General features: G+C 73.0%; 12 protein-coding genes. 3 read left to right on the forward strand and 9 right to left on the reverse strand.

The window, feature by feature from the left end:
* Positions 1 to 24: 24 nt before the first annotated feature.
* From ACIQU3_RS28815 to ACIQU3_RS28825, 3 genes are all read right to left on the reverse strand, one after another.
* On the reverse strand, positions 25 to 2,274 hold the full coding sequence (locus ACIQU3_RS28815) for an MMPL family transporter (protein WP_403737120.1): 2,250 nt from the start codon (positions 2,272 to 2,274) through the stop codon (positions 25 to 27).
* 42 nt (positions 2,275 to 2,316) lie between these two features.
* Positions 2,317 to 3,294, reverse strand: coding sequence for a DMT family transporter (locus tag ACIQU3_RS28820; protein WP_403928396.1), 978 nt, complete (start codon positions 3,292 to 3,294; stop codon positions 2,317 to 2,319).
* A gap of 87 nt (positions 3,295 to 3,381) precedes the next feature.
* Positions 3,382 to 4,203, reverse strand: a complete 822-nt coding sequence (locus tag ACIQU3_RS28825; RefSeq protein WP_403737126.1) for a chitosanase — start codon at positions 4,201 to 4,203, stop codon at positions 3,382 to 3,384.
* 239 nt (positions 4,204 to 4,442) lie between these two features.
* On the opposite strand from ACIQU3_RS28825, the gene ACIQU3_RS28830 reads away from it, so the two are divergent.
* Positions 4,443 to 4,625, forward strand: coding sequence for a hypothetical protein (locus ACIQU3_RS28830; RefSeq protein WP_030853560.1), 183 nt, complete (start codon positions 4,443 to 4,445; stop codon positions 4,623 to 4,625).
* Between the two features lie 22 nt (positions 4,626 to 4,647).
* Here ACIQU3_RS28830 and ACIQU3_RS28835 read toward each other — a convergent pair whose 3' ends face one another.
* The gene (locus ACIQU3_RS28835; RefSeq protein ID WP_403737134.1) at positions 4,648 to 5,067 is read right to left on the reverse strand and encodes an ankyrin repeat domain-containing protein; all 420 of its coding nucleotides are present in this window, start codon (positions 5,065 to 5,067) and stop codon (positions 4,648 to 4,650) included.
* 512 nt (positions 5,068 to 5,579) lie between these two features.
* On the opposite strand from ACIQU3_RS28835, the gene ACIQU3_RS28840 reads away from it, so the two are divergent.
* Positions 5,580 to 7,706, forward strand: coding sequence for a SpoIIE family protein phosphatase (locus ACIQU3_RS28840; protein ID WP_403928399.1), 2,127 nt, complete (start codon positions 5,580 to 5,582; stop codon positions 7,704 to 7,706).
* A 4-nt stretch (positions 7,707 to 7,710) separates the two neighbouring features.
* On the opposite strand, the gene ACIQU3_RS28845 is transcribed toward ACIQU3_RS28840, so the two are convergent.
* Positions 7,711 to 8,376: a GAF and ANTAR domain-containing protein gene (locus ACIQU3_RS28845; protein WP_403928640.1), complete on the reverse strand. Its 666-nt coding sequence runs from the start codon at positions 8,374 to 8,376 to the stop codon at positions 7,711 to 7,713.
* A gap of 141 nt (positions 8,377 to 8,517) precedes the next feature.
* A complete protein-coding gene (locus tag ACIQU3_RS28850; protein ID WP_403928401.1) occupies positions 8,518 to 11,088 on the reverse strand; it encodes a SpoIIE family protein phosphatase in 2,571 nt (856 codons plus the stop codon).
* Between the two features lie 149 nt (positions 11,089 to 11,237).
* On the opposite strand from ACIQU3_RS28850, the gene ACIQU3_RS28855 reads away from it, so the two are divergent.
* A complete protein-coding gene (locus ACIQU3_RS28855; protein WP_403737143.1) occupies positions 11,238 to 11,828 on the forward strand; it encodes a hypothetical protein in 591 nt (196 codons plus the stop codon).
* 74 nt (positions 11,829 to 11,902) lie between these two features.
* On the opposite strand, the gene ACIQU3_RS28860 is transcribed toward ACIQU3_RS28855, so the two are convergent.
* From ACIQU3_RS28860 to ACIQU3_RS28870, 3 genes are all read right to left on the reverse strand, one after another.
* Positions 11,903 to 13,006 (reverse strand): GNAT family N-acetyltransferase, encoded by a 1,104-nt coding sequence (locus ACIQU3_RS28860; protein WP_403928404.1) that lies wholly within the window; start codon positions 13,004 to 13,006, stop codon positions 11,903 to 11,905.
* 914 nt (positions 13,007 to 13,920) lie between these two features.
* Entirely contained in the window at positions 13,921 to 14,988 is a 1,068-nt protein-coding gene (locus ACIQU3_RS28865) for an LLM class flavin-dependent oxidoreductase (RefSeq protein ID WP_403737146.1), read from the reverse strand.
* A complete protein-coding gene (locus ACIQU3_RS28870) occupies positions 14,988 to 15,494 on the reverse strand; it encodes an SRPBCC family protein (protein ID WP_403737153.1) in 507 nt (168 codons plus the stop codon). The genes ACIQU3_RS28865 and ACIQU3_RS28870 overlap by 1 nt, the downstream gene beginning before the upstream one ends.
* Positions 15,495 to 15,691: the final 197 nt, after the last annotated feature.

Below are 15,691 nucleotides of genomic sequence, written 5' to 3' on the forward strand. Positions count from 1 at the left end.
CGCCGTCCCCCGGACCCCCATCCGCTACGGTGCCGGACGTACCTCGGACCTCGCGCCCTCGGCGTCGATGTGCGGCACCACCCGGTCCAGCCACCGCGGCATCCACCAGGCGTGCCGCCCGAGCAGCGTCATCACGGCCGGCACCATGAGCAGCCGTACGACGGTCGCGTCGATGAGCACACTGACGGCCAGGCCGAGCCCGAGCATCTTGACCACGATGTTGTCGCTCAGGAGGAACGCCGCGAACACGCTCACCATGATCAGCGCGGCACAGGTGATGACCCGGGCCGTGATCTCCAGGGCGTGCGCCACCGATCCCTTCGCGTCACCGGTGCGCAGCCACGCCTCATGGACGCGGGACAGCAGGAAGATCTCGTAGTCCATGCTGAGGCCGAAGACGATGGCGAACATCATCATCGGCACGTAGCTCTCGATCGGCACTTTGCCGTGGACCCCGAGGGCGGGACCGCCCCAGCCCCACTGGAAGACCGCGACGACCACGCCGTACGACGCGGCGATCGACAGCACGTTCAGCACGGCCGCCTTGACGGCGACGAGCAGCCCCCGGAACACGGCCAGGATGATCAGGAACGCCAGCCCCACCACGACGGCGATGATCACGGGCAGCTGGGAGGCGACGATGTTCCGGAAGTCGACCTGCGTCGCCGTCGTACCGGTGACGTATCCCTTGGCGTCCGTGCCTTCGACGACGTCCGGCAGCGTGTCGTCGACGAGACGGTTGGTCAGGTCCGTGGTCGTCTGGTTCTGCGGGGACTTGGTCGAGTAGACCGTGCCGATCAGGAGGTCGCCGTCCTGCGTGGGCGTCAGGGGGGTGACGACGGCGGCGCCTTGCACCTTGTCGAGTGACTGCTGGGCCTTCGAGGCCAGGGCGGAGCGCTGCGACTGGGACACGTTCGTCTGGTCGATGACGACCGTGAGCGGGCCGTTGGAGCCGGGCCCGAACGCGTCGGCCATCAGGTCGTAGGCCCGTCGGTCGGTGAAGGAGGTCGGGTCGGCGCCGTCACCGATGTGGCCGAGCTGGATGGAGAACAACGGGATCGCGAGAACCACGACCACGGCTACGCCCGCCGACAGGAACGTCAGCGGTCTGCGCTCCACCCGCTGTGCGTACCGGTGCCAGGTGCCCTGCGGCGTGTCACCGGCCCCGGCCTCGGTCTCGGCGATGGGCGGACGCACGTGGAAGCGGTCGATGTGCCGGCCGATCAAGCCGAGCAGGGCCGGCACCAGGGTGAGCGCGCCGACGACGGCCGAGACGACGGTGACGCCGGCCGCGACACCGAGCAGGGAGATGAAGGAGACCCCGGACGCGGACAGGCCCGCCAGGGCGATGATCACCGTGCAGCCCGAGACGAGGACGGCGTGGCCGCTGGTGCTCGCGGCCTGGCCCGCGGCCCGTACCGGGTCCATGCCGTCGATGAGGTTCTGCCGGTGCCGGGTGAGCATGAACAGGGCGTAGTCGATGCCGACACCGAGGCCGATCATCGTGGCCAGGGTCGGTGAGACCGTCGCGAAGGTGAAGGCCGCCGCGAGAAGCCCGAGGATGGCGAGCCCGCCGACGACGCTGATCAGCGCGCTCAGCAGCGGGACGACGGCGGCGATCACGCTTCCGAACCCGACGAGCAGCACGATGACCGCCACGCCGAAACCGATCAGCTCGCTCACCCGGTCGTCGGCGGAGGGCCGGGCGAGTTCGCCGAGCGGTCCGCCGTACTCGACCTCCGCCCCGGCCGACCGCAGCGGCTGCACGGCGGTGTCGACGCCATTGAGGTAGTCGTCGCCGAGTGTCGAGGGCTGCACGTTGAAACGGACGGTGATGTAGGCCGTCTCCTTGTCGTCCGACAGCGGCCCGACGTTCTGCTGACCGCTCGGCGTGGCCGGGGCGGACAGCGGGTTCTGGGCGGACAGGACGTGCGGGAGCTTCTCCAGGTCGGCGACGGTGGTGGAGATCTGGGAGCTCAAAGCGGTCAGGGGCTGCTGGTCGTCGTGCAGCACGATCTGGCTGCTGTAGCCGCCGGCCTGGGGATCGTGTGCCTTCAGCACATCCAGGCCCTTCTGGGCCTGCGCCTGGGGCAGGCTGAAATTGTCGGAGTACTCCCCGCCGAACTCACGGTTGACGACCTGGAGGGCCACCAGGGCCACGAGCCAGGCGATGATGACGATCACGCAGTGGCGTGCGCACCACTCGCCGAGCCGCCGCAGCACACCCCCGCGTGCGGCCTTCTGGTCCCCGTCACCGGTGCGGCTGTGCGGCATGGACGTCGTCTCCTGTGTCGGCCGGGAGGTCAGTGCCGTCCATTAGATGCGCGCGGGATCACTCCGGCCTTTCAGGCACGCGGACTCCCGGTGACCCGGGTCGGCCGTTCCCCCGAAAGGCCCGCCCGGCACCCGGCGCCCGGGCCGCGCCCGCCTGAGCGCTCCCGACCCGAACGCCACACCGAGCCCCACCAGCGCGCTGCCCGCCGCCTGCGCGAGTCCGTAGGAGCCCGTGCCGACGAGCGGTGCGGTGCAGGCCGCCGCCACCGGGATCAGGCCGGAGAAGAGGGTGGCGCGTTCCGCGCCGATCCGCTGCATGCCGATGTACCAGCACACGAAGCCCACCACGGTGACCACCACCGCCTGCCACAGCAGCGCGGCCGTCTCGACGCCGTCCGGTAGCCGCAGCCAGCCGGTGCCGTCGGCCAGGAGCCCGACCGCCGCGGACTCCGCCGCGGCGACCGCGCACACCGTCGCGGCCAGCAACCGGGGCCCGAGCGGCCGCAGTACGGGAACGGCGAGTACGGCGAACCCGACCTCCCTGGCGAGGGCGCACACGGAGAAGGCGATGCCCATGCCGTCAGTACGTCCCCAGCCCTGGACCGTGAAGGCGCCGACGGCCACGAGCGACGCCCCGTACAGCACCGCCCGCTGGGGCCTGCGCCCGTCCAGGAGGGGCACGAGCACGGCGACGGCCACCGGTGCGCAGCCCACGAACACGCCGGGCACCGCCGGTTCCGCGGTGCGTTCGGCGGCGATGACGGCCAGGTTGTAGCCGACCATGCCGACCGCGGCGAGCAGGGCCAGACGGACCCACTGACGGGGTGCCAGGCCCCGAAGGCGGTCGGCGGCGTCCTTCCCGGCCACGGGGAACAGCAGCAGACAGGCCAGGCCGTAGCGCAGGAACTGGCCGCCCGCGTACGGATAGCCGCCCAGCACGCTGTTGGCCGTGAAGGACCCTCCGACGAGGACGCAGGCGAGCGCGGCGAGCAGGGCTCCGCGCGTGGTCGTGGTGTTCATGGGGACGACGCTAGGGAGCCGGGCGGCCCGGGAAGGAGTCCACTTGCGCGCCTGCTTGGTGGACCAATTCCCGCCCGGGCCGCGGTGTCAGCCGATGTGGTAGCCGTCTCCGTAGACCTTCCAGTCCAGCGGCGGGTCCAGATCGAGGTTGCGGGCACGCAGGAAGACGCGCTGGGCGGTGTCGACCCGGCTCGTGTCGCTGTGCGCCTCCTCCTGTTTCATGGCCCACACCCGCGCGTCCAGGAAGGCGTCGAGGTACGTCACCTCGTCGCCGCCCTGCGCCGGCGGCTTCGCCGTCCGCAGGGCACGCCTGCGGATGTTGCGGAAGCTCGTCGAGTCGCCGCCGTCGCCGTGCATGACGATGGCGTCGTAGTAGGCGAACTGGCCCAGCACCCGCAGCCCGTCCGCCTTCCCCTGCGCGACCGCCGGGTCGAAGTAGACCCGGTCGCGCTCGTCGTCCTGGGCGCGCTTGAAGGCGGTGTCGCGCGCCGCTCGGCGCCAGTCGCCGGGGAAGCCGGGGTCGAGCCCGTCGTGCGAGTCGGAGCCGTCGACGTCGCGCAGGGCCGGGAGGTACTTCGCGAGGACGTTGCCGGGCTTGCGGGCGGTGTAGAGCTCGACGAGGTCCAGCATGTCGCCGGTGCCGGAGCAGAAGCCGATGATGCCGGCGGTGTAGCCGCGGCCGTCTCCAATGTCCTCGATGTACTGGTACTGCGCCCTCCAGTCGAGCGACGAGTTCTCCGCACTCGACACGAGCTGCATGGCGATCTCCTTCTTCGCCGGGTCGTCGAGCCCGAGCGCGAGCCCGGACGCCGTGGCGTGCGGCGGCTTCAGGAGCGGGGTGGCGGCGAGGGCCGCGCCGAACAGCGCCAGAACGGTGCGGCGCGAAGCCGGGACCGAGGGGTGTCTCACGGTGCCTCCAAGCAGAGTGGGGGTTTGGAAGAGCGGGCCGTGCAGAACTGATAGGAAGGTTTCCTATCACTATGGGATCGCGAGGGAAACCGGCGGGTGCGAAGTTCGTAGGGTCGAACAATCCGGTTCGTCGCCGAAACCGATCGGCGCCACGGGAACCAAGAGCCCCGCTCGCACGTCAACCCTTTGCCCACCAAGGGCCGAACGGTCGGAGCGACCAGCCGGAGAGGGGAATCGCCGTGGACGAGGCGACGTCACAGCAGGGGAGCGAGGCGGAGGGCGCCGCCCGCCGCGCCCGCTTCGGGACACTGCCGGAGCCGGTGCGTGTGGAGGACATGGTCGAGGAGCGGGCGGCCAGTGTGCCCGACCCGGCGCGCACCGCGTACAACCAGGACGAATGGCTCGTGCGCTACTGCCTGTGAGCCGCCCCGCGCGGACGCGGCGCTACGAGGAGCGCCGCGCGTGAAGGCCGCGCAGCCACCGCACGACGTCGTCGGCGTCCTGGGCGCGGGCGATGTCGAGCGGGGTCATGCCGTCGTAGCCGCACCAGCCCGGATCGGCGCCGTGCCGGTGGAGGTACTGCGCGGTCCGGAGGTGCCCGCCGTGGCAGGCACCCCAGAGCGCGCTGGTGATGTCGTCCGCTGACGGAGGCTCGTCCGCCTCGACGTACGCCCGGACCCGGTCGAGCAGGCCGAGCGTGGCCGCGTCCTGGAGGGTGACGCGCGCGCCCAGTTCGACCAGCCGGTGCGCGGCACGCCACTGGCCGAACCCCCGGGCGTCGGCGAGCGGGGTGCCTCCGCCGATCACCGCGCCGGGCGCCTCGATGTCGGCCCCCGCCGCGACGAGCGCGTCCAGCACCGGCACGTCGTTGCTGCTTGCCGCCCAGTGCAGTGGCGTCTCCGTGTGCGCGCCCTCGAATCGGGTCGGCCCCGGCGGCGACCAGGACCGCGACCACCTCGGGACCGCGGGGGAAGTGCCCAGGCCAGTCGGTCGCGATGTGCAGCAGGCTGCGGGTGCCCCCGCCTTCCTCGTCCCGCTCGGTGATGCGTGCGGTGGCGAGCGCGGGGTGGTCGGCGAGCAGTTGCCGGAGGCCGGGCAGGTCCCCGCCCCGGATCGCATCGGTGACGGCGACGGCCAGGGGGTCCCGCGATGTCAGCGTCTGCAAGCCGGCCTCCCGATGCCGTCCAGGGGCACCGATTCTGCCAGCGGGCGTCCGCCCGCAGGGCCGTTGTGGAAAACGGCCGTCCCTCCTCCCCCCCACGGCGGCGTGATCTGCCGCCGGGTGTGCACACCCGGCGGCAAACCGGGCACTCGTCCGGACGACGTGCCTGCGCGCTCCAGCAGGCGTAGCGTCCGGGTAGGAGCGGGAGGACACCATGCCCCGGACCGAGGAGCGCCCCGACGGCGCCGGATCGCTGGACGACGAGCTTGGCGCGGCCCTGGCCGACACCGTCCGTGGTACCGGCGCCTCGACCGGCGGCCTTTACCTCATCGACGAGGCGGAGCCGGTGCTGCGCCTGGTGGCAGTGTGCGGTCTGCCGTTGGCCTTCACCGCCCCCTGGCAGCGGCTCCCCCTGACCGCGCCCGTCCCGGTCGCCGACGCCATCCACGACGACGCACTGGTCAGTGTCGCCGGACAGGACGACATGGCCCGCCGGTACCCCCGGGCCGCCGCCGTCCTGCCCTACCCGTTCGCCCTGGTCGCCGCCCCGCTGACCGGCGTACGGCGCTCCTGGGGCGGCCTCGTGCTGATGTGGCCCGCCGGCCGGCCGCGCAAGGTCACACCCCGCGAACGCGGTCACATCGACGCCAGCGCCCGCCGCATGGCCCGCCTCCTGGACGACGCCCCCCGGCCGCCGTCCCTGCCCGACCAGCCGCGCGTCGTCCCCATCGACGCCGCACGCCACCCCGCGCAGACCGGACTGGCCGCCGCCGACTACCTCGAACGCCTCCCCGAGGGCGCCCTGGCCCTCGACCTGGAGGGCCGCATCACGTTCGCGACCGACACCGCTGCCCGCCTCCTCGGCAGCGGCGCCGACCGTCTCCTCGGCACCCGGCCCTGGCACTCCCTGCCCTGGCTCGACGACCCCGTCGTCGAGGACCACTACCGCACGGCGATCATCAGCCGTACCCCGGTCTCCTTCACCGCGCTGCGCCCCCCGGACCGGCCGCTGACCTTTCAGCTCTACCCCGACGCCAGCGGCATCAGCGTCCGCGTCCTGCCGGGCACGGAGGGGGCCGAGCCGCCCCCCGCCGGGCGGCCCCCCGCCGCGGCGCCGACCGGACGCCTCTACCAGCTCGTGCACCTGGCCGCCGCGCTCACCGAGTCGGTGACCGTGCGGGACCTCGTCGCACTGATCGCCCACCAGATCCTGCCCGCGTTCGGCGCCCAGGGCCTGGTGCTGTCCGGAGTCGACGCGGGCCGGCTGAAGATCACCGGCCACCACGGCTATCCGGCCGACGTCCTGGAGCGGCTCGACGCCCTGTGGCTGGACACCGACCTCACCCCCGCCGGCCAGGTCCTCGCCAGCGGCACCCCCGCCTTCTTCGCAGATCCCGACGAACTGGCCGCCAGCTACCCGAGCGCACCCCGGATCAGCGGCAAGCAGGCCTGGGCGTTCCTGCCCCTGATCATCTCCGGCCGGCCGGTCGGCTGCTGCATCCTGTCGTACACCCGGCCGCACACCTTCACCGCCGACGAACGCGCCGTCCTCACCTCGCTGTCCGGCCTGATAGCCCAGGCCCTCGACCGCGCCCGGCTCTACGACACCAAGCACCGGCTCGTGCACGAGCTGCAGCGCACCCTGCTGCCCCGGGCCCTGCCGCGCGTGCCCGGCCTCGACGTCGCCGCCCGCTACCTGCCCGCCGGCCACGGCACCGAGGTGGGCGGAGACTTCTTCGACGTCCTGCGCCTGGACGAGACGAGTGCGGCCGCCGTGATCGGCGACGTCGAAGGCCACAGCATCGCCGCCGCCGCCCTCATGGGCCAGGTCCGCACCGCCATACACGCCCACACCACCGCCGGGGCCGCACCCGGCCAGGTCCTCGCCCGTACCAACCGGCTCCTGGCCGACCTCGACTCCGAACTGCTCGTCTCCTGCCTCTACGTCCACCTCGACCTGGGCCGCCACCAGGCGTCCCTCGCCAGCGCGGGACACGTGCCGCCGCTGCTGCGCCACGCCCGGCACCCCGCCGGAGTCCTCGACGTCGAGCCCGGCCCGCTGCTGGGCATCGACACCGGCACCGACTACCCGGTCACCACCGTGCCCCTGCTGCCCGGCACTACCCTCGCCCTCTACACCGACGGCCTGGTCGAACTCCCCGGCACCGACGCCACCCGCACCACGTCCGACCTCGCCGCGCACCTGGACACCGCCGACGGCCACGACCTGGAACGGCTCATCGACCGGCTCCTCCGGCACACCAGTCCCACCGGACAGCACTCCGACGACATCACGGTGCTCCTCCTCCGTGCCTCCCGGCTGGGTGACCGTCCGGCATGAGACATCAACCACCCTCCGGCGAACCGGCCCTGACCCGCCGGGCGACGTCCCGCAGCTTGAGATTGTGCTCCTGGGAGAGGCGCCGCAGCACACCGAAGGCCTCGTCCTCACTCAGCTCATGGCGTTCCATCAGGATCCCCATGGCCTCACCGATGGCGTGCCGGGTCTCCAGCGCGTGCTCCAGCTGGTCCACGGTACGGGCCGTGGCCAGCGCCACCGCGGCATGCGAGGCGAGCAGCCAGCCCGCGGCCTCGATGTCCTCGCCGAACGCCCCGGGACGGCGCGAGTAGAGGTTCAGCGCGCCGAAGTCCTCCTCGTGGGTGTACAGCAGGACACCGGTCATGCTGCCGATCCCGAGGTCACGGGCCGCCCGGCTGTACCGCGGCCAGTCCGGCTGCGGCCGGGTCATGTCGGCGATCCGGAACAGCCGCTGCCCGTCCACGCGACGTGCGGCGTCGAAGCACGGCCCCTCGCCGAACTCGCCCTGCAACCGGTCCGACTCCGCGACCATGTCACCGCACAGGGAGAGCGTCACGGACCGGCCCTTCGTGACCGCCAGGATGCCGGCGGCGTCACAGCCGTCGATCAGCCGCACCGCCGATGACGAGATCGCGTCCAGCGTCGCCTGGACCGAATCCTGCGCGGCCAGTTCCCGGGCGAGCCACGCCATCCGCTCGGCGTACCGCTGCCACTCCACCGCAACCACCGCCCTGCTCGCCGGTCGAAACCACCGTACTCCGGGCCGCCTCGCACGGCCGTCCGCCCGCCCGGCCCCGCGTACCGGCCGGCCTGCCCGGGTACGGAACCCCGTTCACCGGTACGCCGTGAGCAGCAGAGCCACGTCGTCCGGCCGCTCCCGGGCCCGCCGGGCCGTTCCCACCAGCCGGTCGGCGAGGTGCTCCACCGAGTCCGCCGGGGTCTCCGACAGACGACGCCGGACCGCGTCGATGCCCGCCTCGATGTCGTCGCCGGGCCGCTCGACCAACCCGTCGGTGTACAGGGCGAGCACGCTGCCGGGGGCCAGGGTGAGCGCCGTGACGGGGTAGACCGAGTCGGGCTGCACGCCCAGCATGACGCCCCCCGCGAGATCCAGTGACTCGGCTCGCCCGTCGGGGTGGCGCAGCAGCGGCGGGGGGTGGCCGGCCCGCACGGCGAGGGCCCGTCCGGTGGCCGGGTCGAGCTCGATGTAGCAGCAGGTGGCGAAGACGTCCGACTCCAGTTCGCTCAGCAGCCGGTTGGTGTGCGTGATGACCTCCTGCGGTGGGCGCTCGCTCGCAGCGAAGGCGTGGACCGCGCTGCGCAGCTGCCCCATCACCGCGGCGGCGCCGACACTGTGGCCTTCGACGTCCCCGATGACCAGGGCCACGCCACGTCCGGTGGTGATCACGTCGTACCAGTCGCCGCCGATCGCCATGCCCTGCGTGCCGGGCAGATACCGGCCGGTGGTGCGCAGGCCCTCGACGCGGGGCAGCCGGTGCGGCAGGAGTCCCTCCTGGAGGCCACGGGCCACGGCGGACTCCGAGTCGTACAGCCGGGCGCGTTCCATCGCCTGGGCGGCCAGGCCGCTCAGCGCGGTGAGGGCGGACCGCTCGTCGGGGGTGAACCGGTGCGGGGCGTCCCAGCCGAGGATGCAGGACCCGACGGAACGGCCCGAGGCGATCAGCGGCAGGAACGACCAGGCCTGCATGCGGTCCAGGGTGATGCCCGGATAGGCGAGGGACAGCTCCTCCGGCGACTCGAAGAACAGGGGGAGCCGCGTGGTCAGCGCGTGGACGCCGGGCAGCTGCGTGTCGAGAGTGACGCCCTCGAACGGGGTGAGGAAGCCCTCCGGGTAGCCCGACTCCCACAGCAGGTACATCCGGCCCTCGCTGACGGTGTAAAGGGCCAGCTCCCGGGCGCCGAAGGCGGGCAGCAACTGCTCCGACACGGCCCGGCAGACGTCCTGCACGGTGACCGCCTCGGTGAGCACGCTCGCCATCTGCACCACGTGGTAGAGCGCTCCGGCCCGCGCGGTGGCCACCGGTGCGGGCGGCGGCGCGGGGGCACCGGGGTCCCCGGCCGCGTCGGAACCGGCTTGCGGCCCCTGCTCGGCACCGGTCGGCGGCCCGGTCGGGGAGACCCGGCCGGTCAGCCCGTGCACGTCCGGGTAGAGCACGAAACCCAGCCAGTTACCGTCGGGCCGTCGCACCAGGAACGACACCTGCTCCTGCGACAGCATCGCCGCCCGGTAGCGGTCCTCGTAGGCGGGATCCCTCAGCCAGGTGACCACCTCCCAGGGGTAGCGGCCGAAGAGGTCCTCCCGGCCGGAGCCGAGCAGTTCCTCGCAGCGGCGGTTGGCGTACGTCAGCCGCCCGTCCTGGTCCAGTGAGAAGATCCCGTCGGGCAGCCGCTCGGCCGCCTCGGCCGCGGTGAGGCCGCCCCCCGCGTCGACGAGGGCGCCCACCAGGATCCGCGCGGAGCCGGCCCCGCCCTGCACGACGAGATGGCCCCACAGTTCGACCGGCCGGTAGCCGGTCCTCTCCTCACCCCGGGACTCGTCGCGGACCCGGAAGTGCCGGGACCTGACCCGGCCGGCGGTCAGCGCGTCGTGCCGGCTCTCGCGCAGTTCGTGCAGGTCGTGGGGGCTGACACGGGCCTCGACGTCCGCGATGGTGCCGCCGTAGGCCGCCCGGTCGATGCCCAGGAGTGCGAGCGCGTCGTCGTCCGCGGTGCAGCGGTCGCTGTCCAGGTCCCAGTCGATGAGCCCGACCCGGACCGGGTGGGCGGCCGAGGTGGGCAGCCGCACATTGACCGGCTCGTCGTCGTACTCGACGGGGGGTGCGGCGGAGTCCGGGCCCGCCCGGCCCGCGACGAGGCGGTCGAGGCCCTCCTCCATGGCACGTTCGGCGGGACGCAGCGCGAGGGTGACCGTTTCCTCCTCCATCGGCGTCCGGGCCGCCGAGCGCAGCACGACCAGGACCCCGACCGCCTCGCCGCCGGTCCGGACGGGCTGGTAGGCGGAGCCGAAGGAGTAGGGGAGCCCGGCGGTGAAGTGCGGAAAGCGCACCATGGTGGCGCGCTCGTCCGGAAGCCACAGCGTCTCGTCGCGCCGGTAGGCCTCCGCCATCGGCAGGGCACCGCCCACGGGCACCCGCCACCAGCTCCTGAGCAGCGAGCGGGGCACTCCGCTGACGAGCGCGAGCACCAGAGAGCGCCGGTCCCCGGAGCGCAGGTAGACCAGGCCGCCGTAACCGTCGAGGTCCCGCACGGCCTCCACCAGCGGGGACGTCAGGGCGTCCTCGATCCGGCCGGTGTCCTCGCCCGGTACCCGGCCCTCAGCCCCGTCCCGGCTCCGGCCTGCGGCGGACCGCGGCCTGCCCGGTACGGCGGCTGTCTCATCCATGTCGCGTCCTCCCGGTACGGACGCACCGGACACCAATCGCTTCCCACCAGGATGTGCCATGGTCGGCGCTACGGCACGGTAAGTGCAACCTTTCGGCCGTCCCGGTCGTCTCACCCGGCATCAGCCACATGCAAGCCTCGGGGGCGGCAATGGTACGAATCAGCAGAGCATGCGCGACTCTCGCACTCGTGGGAGCCACGGTGGGTGTCGCGGCGGTCCCGGCCGGCGCCGCACCGGCCGCCGCACAGCGGTCCACCGCACAGACGGCGACGTGTCCGACCGGCTGGGGGAGCCTGGCCAAGACCGACGCGGGCGCCACCGTCGCACCGATGACCGATGTCAGGACCGGTCGTCACACCTGCTTCGACCGGATGGTGATCGACGTGCCCGGCGCGGGCAGCGGCGTCGGCTACAGCGTCCGGTACGTCGACCGGCTCTACCAGGACGGCTCGGGCCGCTACATCGCCGTCTCGGGCGGTGCCGTACTCGAGGTGCGGGTGTCCGCGCCCGCCTACGACCCGGAGACCGGCGCGGCCACCTATCCCGGCCGGGTGGCACGGCCCCTGCCGGGCGTGGACCTCACCGGGTACCGCACGTTCCGGGACACCCGGTTCGCCGGCAGTTTCGAGGGGGAGACCCAGATCGGTCTGGGCGTCCGTGCGCGGCTGCCCTTCCGGGTCCAGCAGCTCGACGACCGCGTCGTCGTGGACGTCGCCCACAGCTGGACCGCCACCCGCTGAGGGCACCGGCGCCCGGTTCCGCGGGGCCGGGCGCCCCTGCTCCTGCCGCTGAGGCCGGGCCGTACGGCCCGGCCTCAGCCACCGCGCAACCGGCCCAGCTCCTGGAGCGTCCGTGCCGCCGCACCGGTCAGGCGGGGCCGGCCGCGGACGAAGCGGCGGGCGACCCGGGCGGGCTCGCGGCCCAGCCAGTGGGCGGCTCCGCCCGGCACCGGCCGTACCACCGCTCCTTCGTACACCCGCAGGTCACGGGTCTTGAGGGACTCCTTGTAGCGGGCCGGGCCACTGCCCAGGTCGACGGTCTCGATGCCGTCGGCCGCCGCGGCCTGAAGCAACCGCAACTGCAGGACCAGCCCGGGGGAGTACTTGGCGTACGTCCGGTCGTACGCCGGGAACCACCAGGACAGCACCGTGCGGGAGCGCAGCCCCAGGTGCGCGGCGACCGGCCGCCCGGCGGCGTACAGCACGGACAGCACTCCGCGGCACTCCGGCTCCTCGCTCTCGCCGAGCAGCCCCACCAGCCGTGTGATCCACTCCTGCGCGAACCGGTCCCGCCGGCCGGTCCGCCGGTACTGCGCCGACTTCCACTCCATCAGCGCCCGCAGCGCCCCGGGGTCGCGGGCGTCGTACACGAACCGCACCTCGCCGACCTGCCGGGCCAGTCTGCGCTCCTTGGCGAGGGTCTGCCTGAGGAAGCCCGGTGACCGCGCCCGCAGGTGATCCCTGTACGCCGCGAAGCCCTCGCCGATGTCTACGACCGGGGAGGCGAGCTCCTCGACCGCGTGCGGCAGGAACACCCTCTGACCGGCCTCCAGGTTGTCGAACTCGAAGGACGACAGCCCGCACACCCGCAGCAACCGCCGGGCGTCCGGTCTGATCCCGGGACGTAACACGGCGCCCTGGCTGTCGGACACCCCCAGCCCGAGGGCCCGGCCCCGGCCCAACGCCCCCCTCTCGTACGGAAAGAACCCCACCGGGGACCCGTCGTCCTGCAGCACCGCCACGCGGGCACCCGGCCTGACCCGCCCCACCGCCACGGTGAACACCGGGTCGAGAAAAGGGTTCGCCGGTGCGCCGGACTCCGTCCGGATCTCCCGCCACATCTTCTGGTCGCTCGGGCCGAGTTCGTCCGGCCGCAGAACGAGAACGCGCTTTCCAGGCAACTCTGCCTCCTGTGTCATCGGCATGGGGACACATGAAGGCCTGCACATCACCGCGATGCGGTGCCCGGGCCGTACTCAGGCCGCACGGGGGCAGGCCTTGGCGTACCGCCGTGTCTCAGCAGCGCAACGTCTGCGACCGTGCGGCGCTCGGGGCGGATGCGGCCGCCATCGGACACCGGACCGCTCCCGCCGCACGGGGCTCCGTGCCGCTCCGGCCCGCCACGGCCGCCCCGGCCGGCGCCGGGCCGGAGCCCGCAGCCCCCGCGGCACCCGTGGTCCGCGGCGTGCGTGCCGCCGGGTGCCGGACCGGCGGCTCGTCCTCACACGGACACGGCTCTCCCGCCCCTTCGGACCAGGCATGCGAAACGGCGTCAGAAAGCGTCGCGTCCACCTCTGCCGTCACCGTCACCGCCACAGGAGCCGTCACCGCCGCAGGACGCCCCTCGCCCGCGAGCCCGGGTACGACGAGGCGCAGCAACAGCAGGCAGGCCGACAGAGCCACCACCGCTGCCCAGTGTCGCCGCACCATCAGACCCCTGACCCGCGTTCCGGTGGGGGAGTACGGAATTGACTCGCCCTCAGGGCCGGCACCGGACCGGACCCCCGACACGGCCGGCTGCGCTTCCAGTAGGCCGAGCCCGGCTCCGCCCCGTCAAGCCCCGGTGTGACGATTCGTCCCTCTCGGCCGGTCGCCGCCGGAAATCCAACGGAAAGCGCCACCGCCCCAGGGGTGTTCAGCCGCCGACGCCCAGTACCTCACCCGGCTTCGGCGCCCTCAGGTTCAGCAGCCTCGTCGAAACCGCTGAACGACATCGTGGTGTGCTGCGCGGCGCTCTTGTGCACCGTCTTCAGCAGATAGAGTCCGCGTCGACCGGGGCCTTCACCCACAGCCGCTGCTCGCCCGTGTGGCCGGGGTCGTTCTTCCACGGAGCTTACCCGCCCGTTCCGTCGGCCCTGGTCTCGTGAACCAGTTCGATCGCCCGGCCGAGCGTGTCGAGCCGGTCGTCGAGGGTGTCACCGGCCGGGTACAGGCGGACCGTGTCCACCCCGGCGTCGCACCAGACGCGCAGACGCCGCCGCACCATCTCCTCCGTGCCGATGAGCGTCGTGGCCAGCACCATCTCGTCGGTGACGAGTGCGGTCGCACCGTCGCGGTCGCCCGCCTGCCAGCGCCGGCGGACCTCCTCCGCGACCTCGGCCCAGCCCTGCCGGCCGTAGGCCCGGTTGTAGAAGTTGGTCGACGCGGACCCCATGCCGCCGAGACTGAAGGCGAGTTCCTTCTTCCGGCCCGCGACCATGGCGGCCAGCGACTCCTCGTCCCGGGCGAACGCGACCTCGGCGCCCTGGCAGACGTCGATGCCGGCGCGGTCACGGCCGGCGGCGGCCAGCCCCTCGTCCAGGGGAGCGAAATACGCCTGCGCGGCGCCCTCGGGGACGAAGCTGGTGCCGAGCCAGCCGTCCGCGACCTGGCCGGTCAGCCGGAGCATGGCGGGCGACAGCGCCGCCAGGTAGACGGGAACGGGGTGCTCGGCGTGCATGGACAGGCGCATCGGCACCGCCTCGGCGCCGGGCAGCGGAATGGCGAACTCGGAGCCTGAGTAGGAGATCTTGCCGCCCGCGACCACCTGCCGCAGGATCTCCACCGTCTCGCGCATCCGCGCCAGGGGACGGGCGAACGGCACCCCGTGCAGCCCCTCCATCACCTGCGGGCCGGAGGGGCCCAGCCCGAGCAGGAACCGCCCGCCGGACAGGTTCGACAGGGTGATCGCCGTCTGCGCCAGGGCGACCGGCGTGCGCGTGCCGATCTGCATGACCCCCGAGCCGAGCAGCATCCGCTCCGTGCGGGCCGCGTAGAAGCCCAGGGCGGAGGGGGCGTCGGAACCCCAGGCCTCGGCCACCCAGCAGACGTCGAGCCCCAGTTTCTCCGCCTCCACCACGAAATCGGCCTGCCGGGACCAGGAGCCCAGGGCCGCCGCCTCGACGGTCGTCGCCGCGCGCATCACGCCTCCACCCGCTGCCTGATGTGCTCCAGCGTGGCGCTCATGCCGCGCTCGAACTCCCGCAGCCGTACGAACACGATCTTCTGCTCCTTCTCCGGCATGGCGTCGATGGCGAACGACAGTCCCGAGCGGCCGGGCCCCATCCGCATCCACTGCGACAGCTCCGTGCCGCCGTCCTTGGGCCGGAGCTCGAACCGCCACACGGCACTGGGTTCCGCAGGATCCCCGACCGCCCAGCCGAACACCCGTTCCGGATCGCACGCGACCACCGTCGAGACCGTCTCCCACTCGCCGAACCGCTCGTGCCTGCTCCGGCCCACGAACCGGGCCCCGACGGCGGGCCCGGTCGCGTCCCCGGCCCACCGCGCGCACTGCAGCTCCTCGCTCATCTCCGGCATCCGCGTCACATCCGAGACCAGTGCCCACACTTTCCCCGGCGGTGCGGCGACCCACGTCGTCACCTCGACCGTCGGTTGGTCCGCGTACCGCGCGCCCGTCCACTCCATCGCGTGCCGGCCTCCTCGTCGACAGGGATTGCCCGCTCAGAGTTGCGTAATGAGACTGACCAGGTCAAGACCGAGAATGCGGAGAGCGGGTGAGTCGGCGGGCCGATCCGGGCCGGTGCGCGGTACCGCGTCCGCGGGGCCGCGTACGCTACGGATGGCTCCGCCCCGGGGATCTTCACGTCCGGTGTGCCCCACGG

This window comes from Streptomyces sp. NPDC101110, assembly GCF_044759525.1.
Classification (GTDB): domain Bacteria; phylum Actinomycetota; class Actinomycetes; order Streptomycetales; family Streptomycetaceae; genus Streptomyces.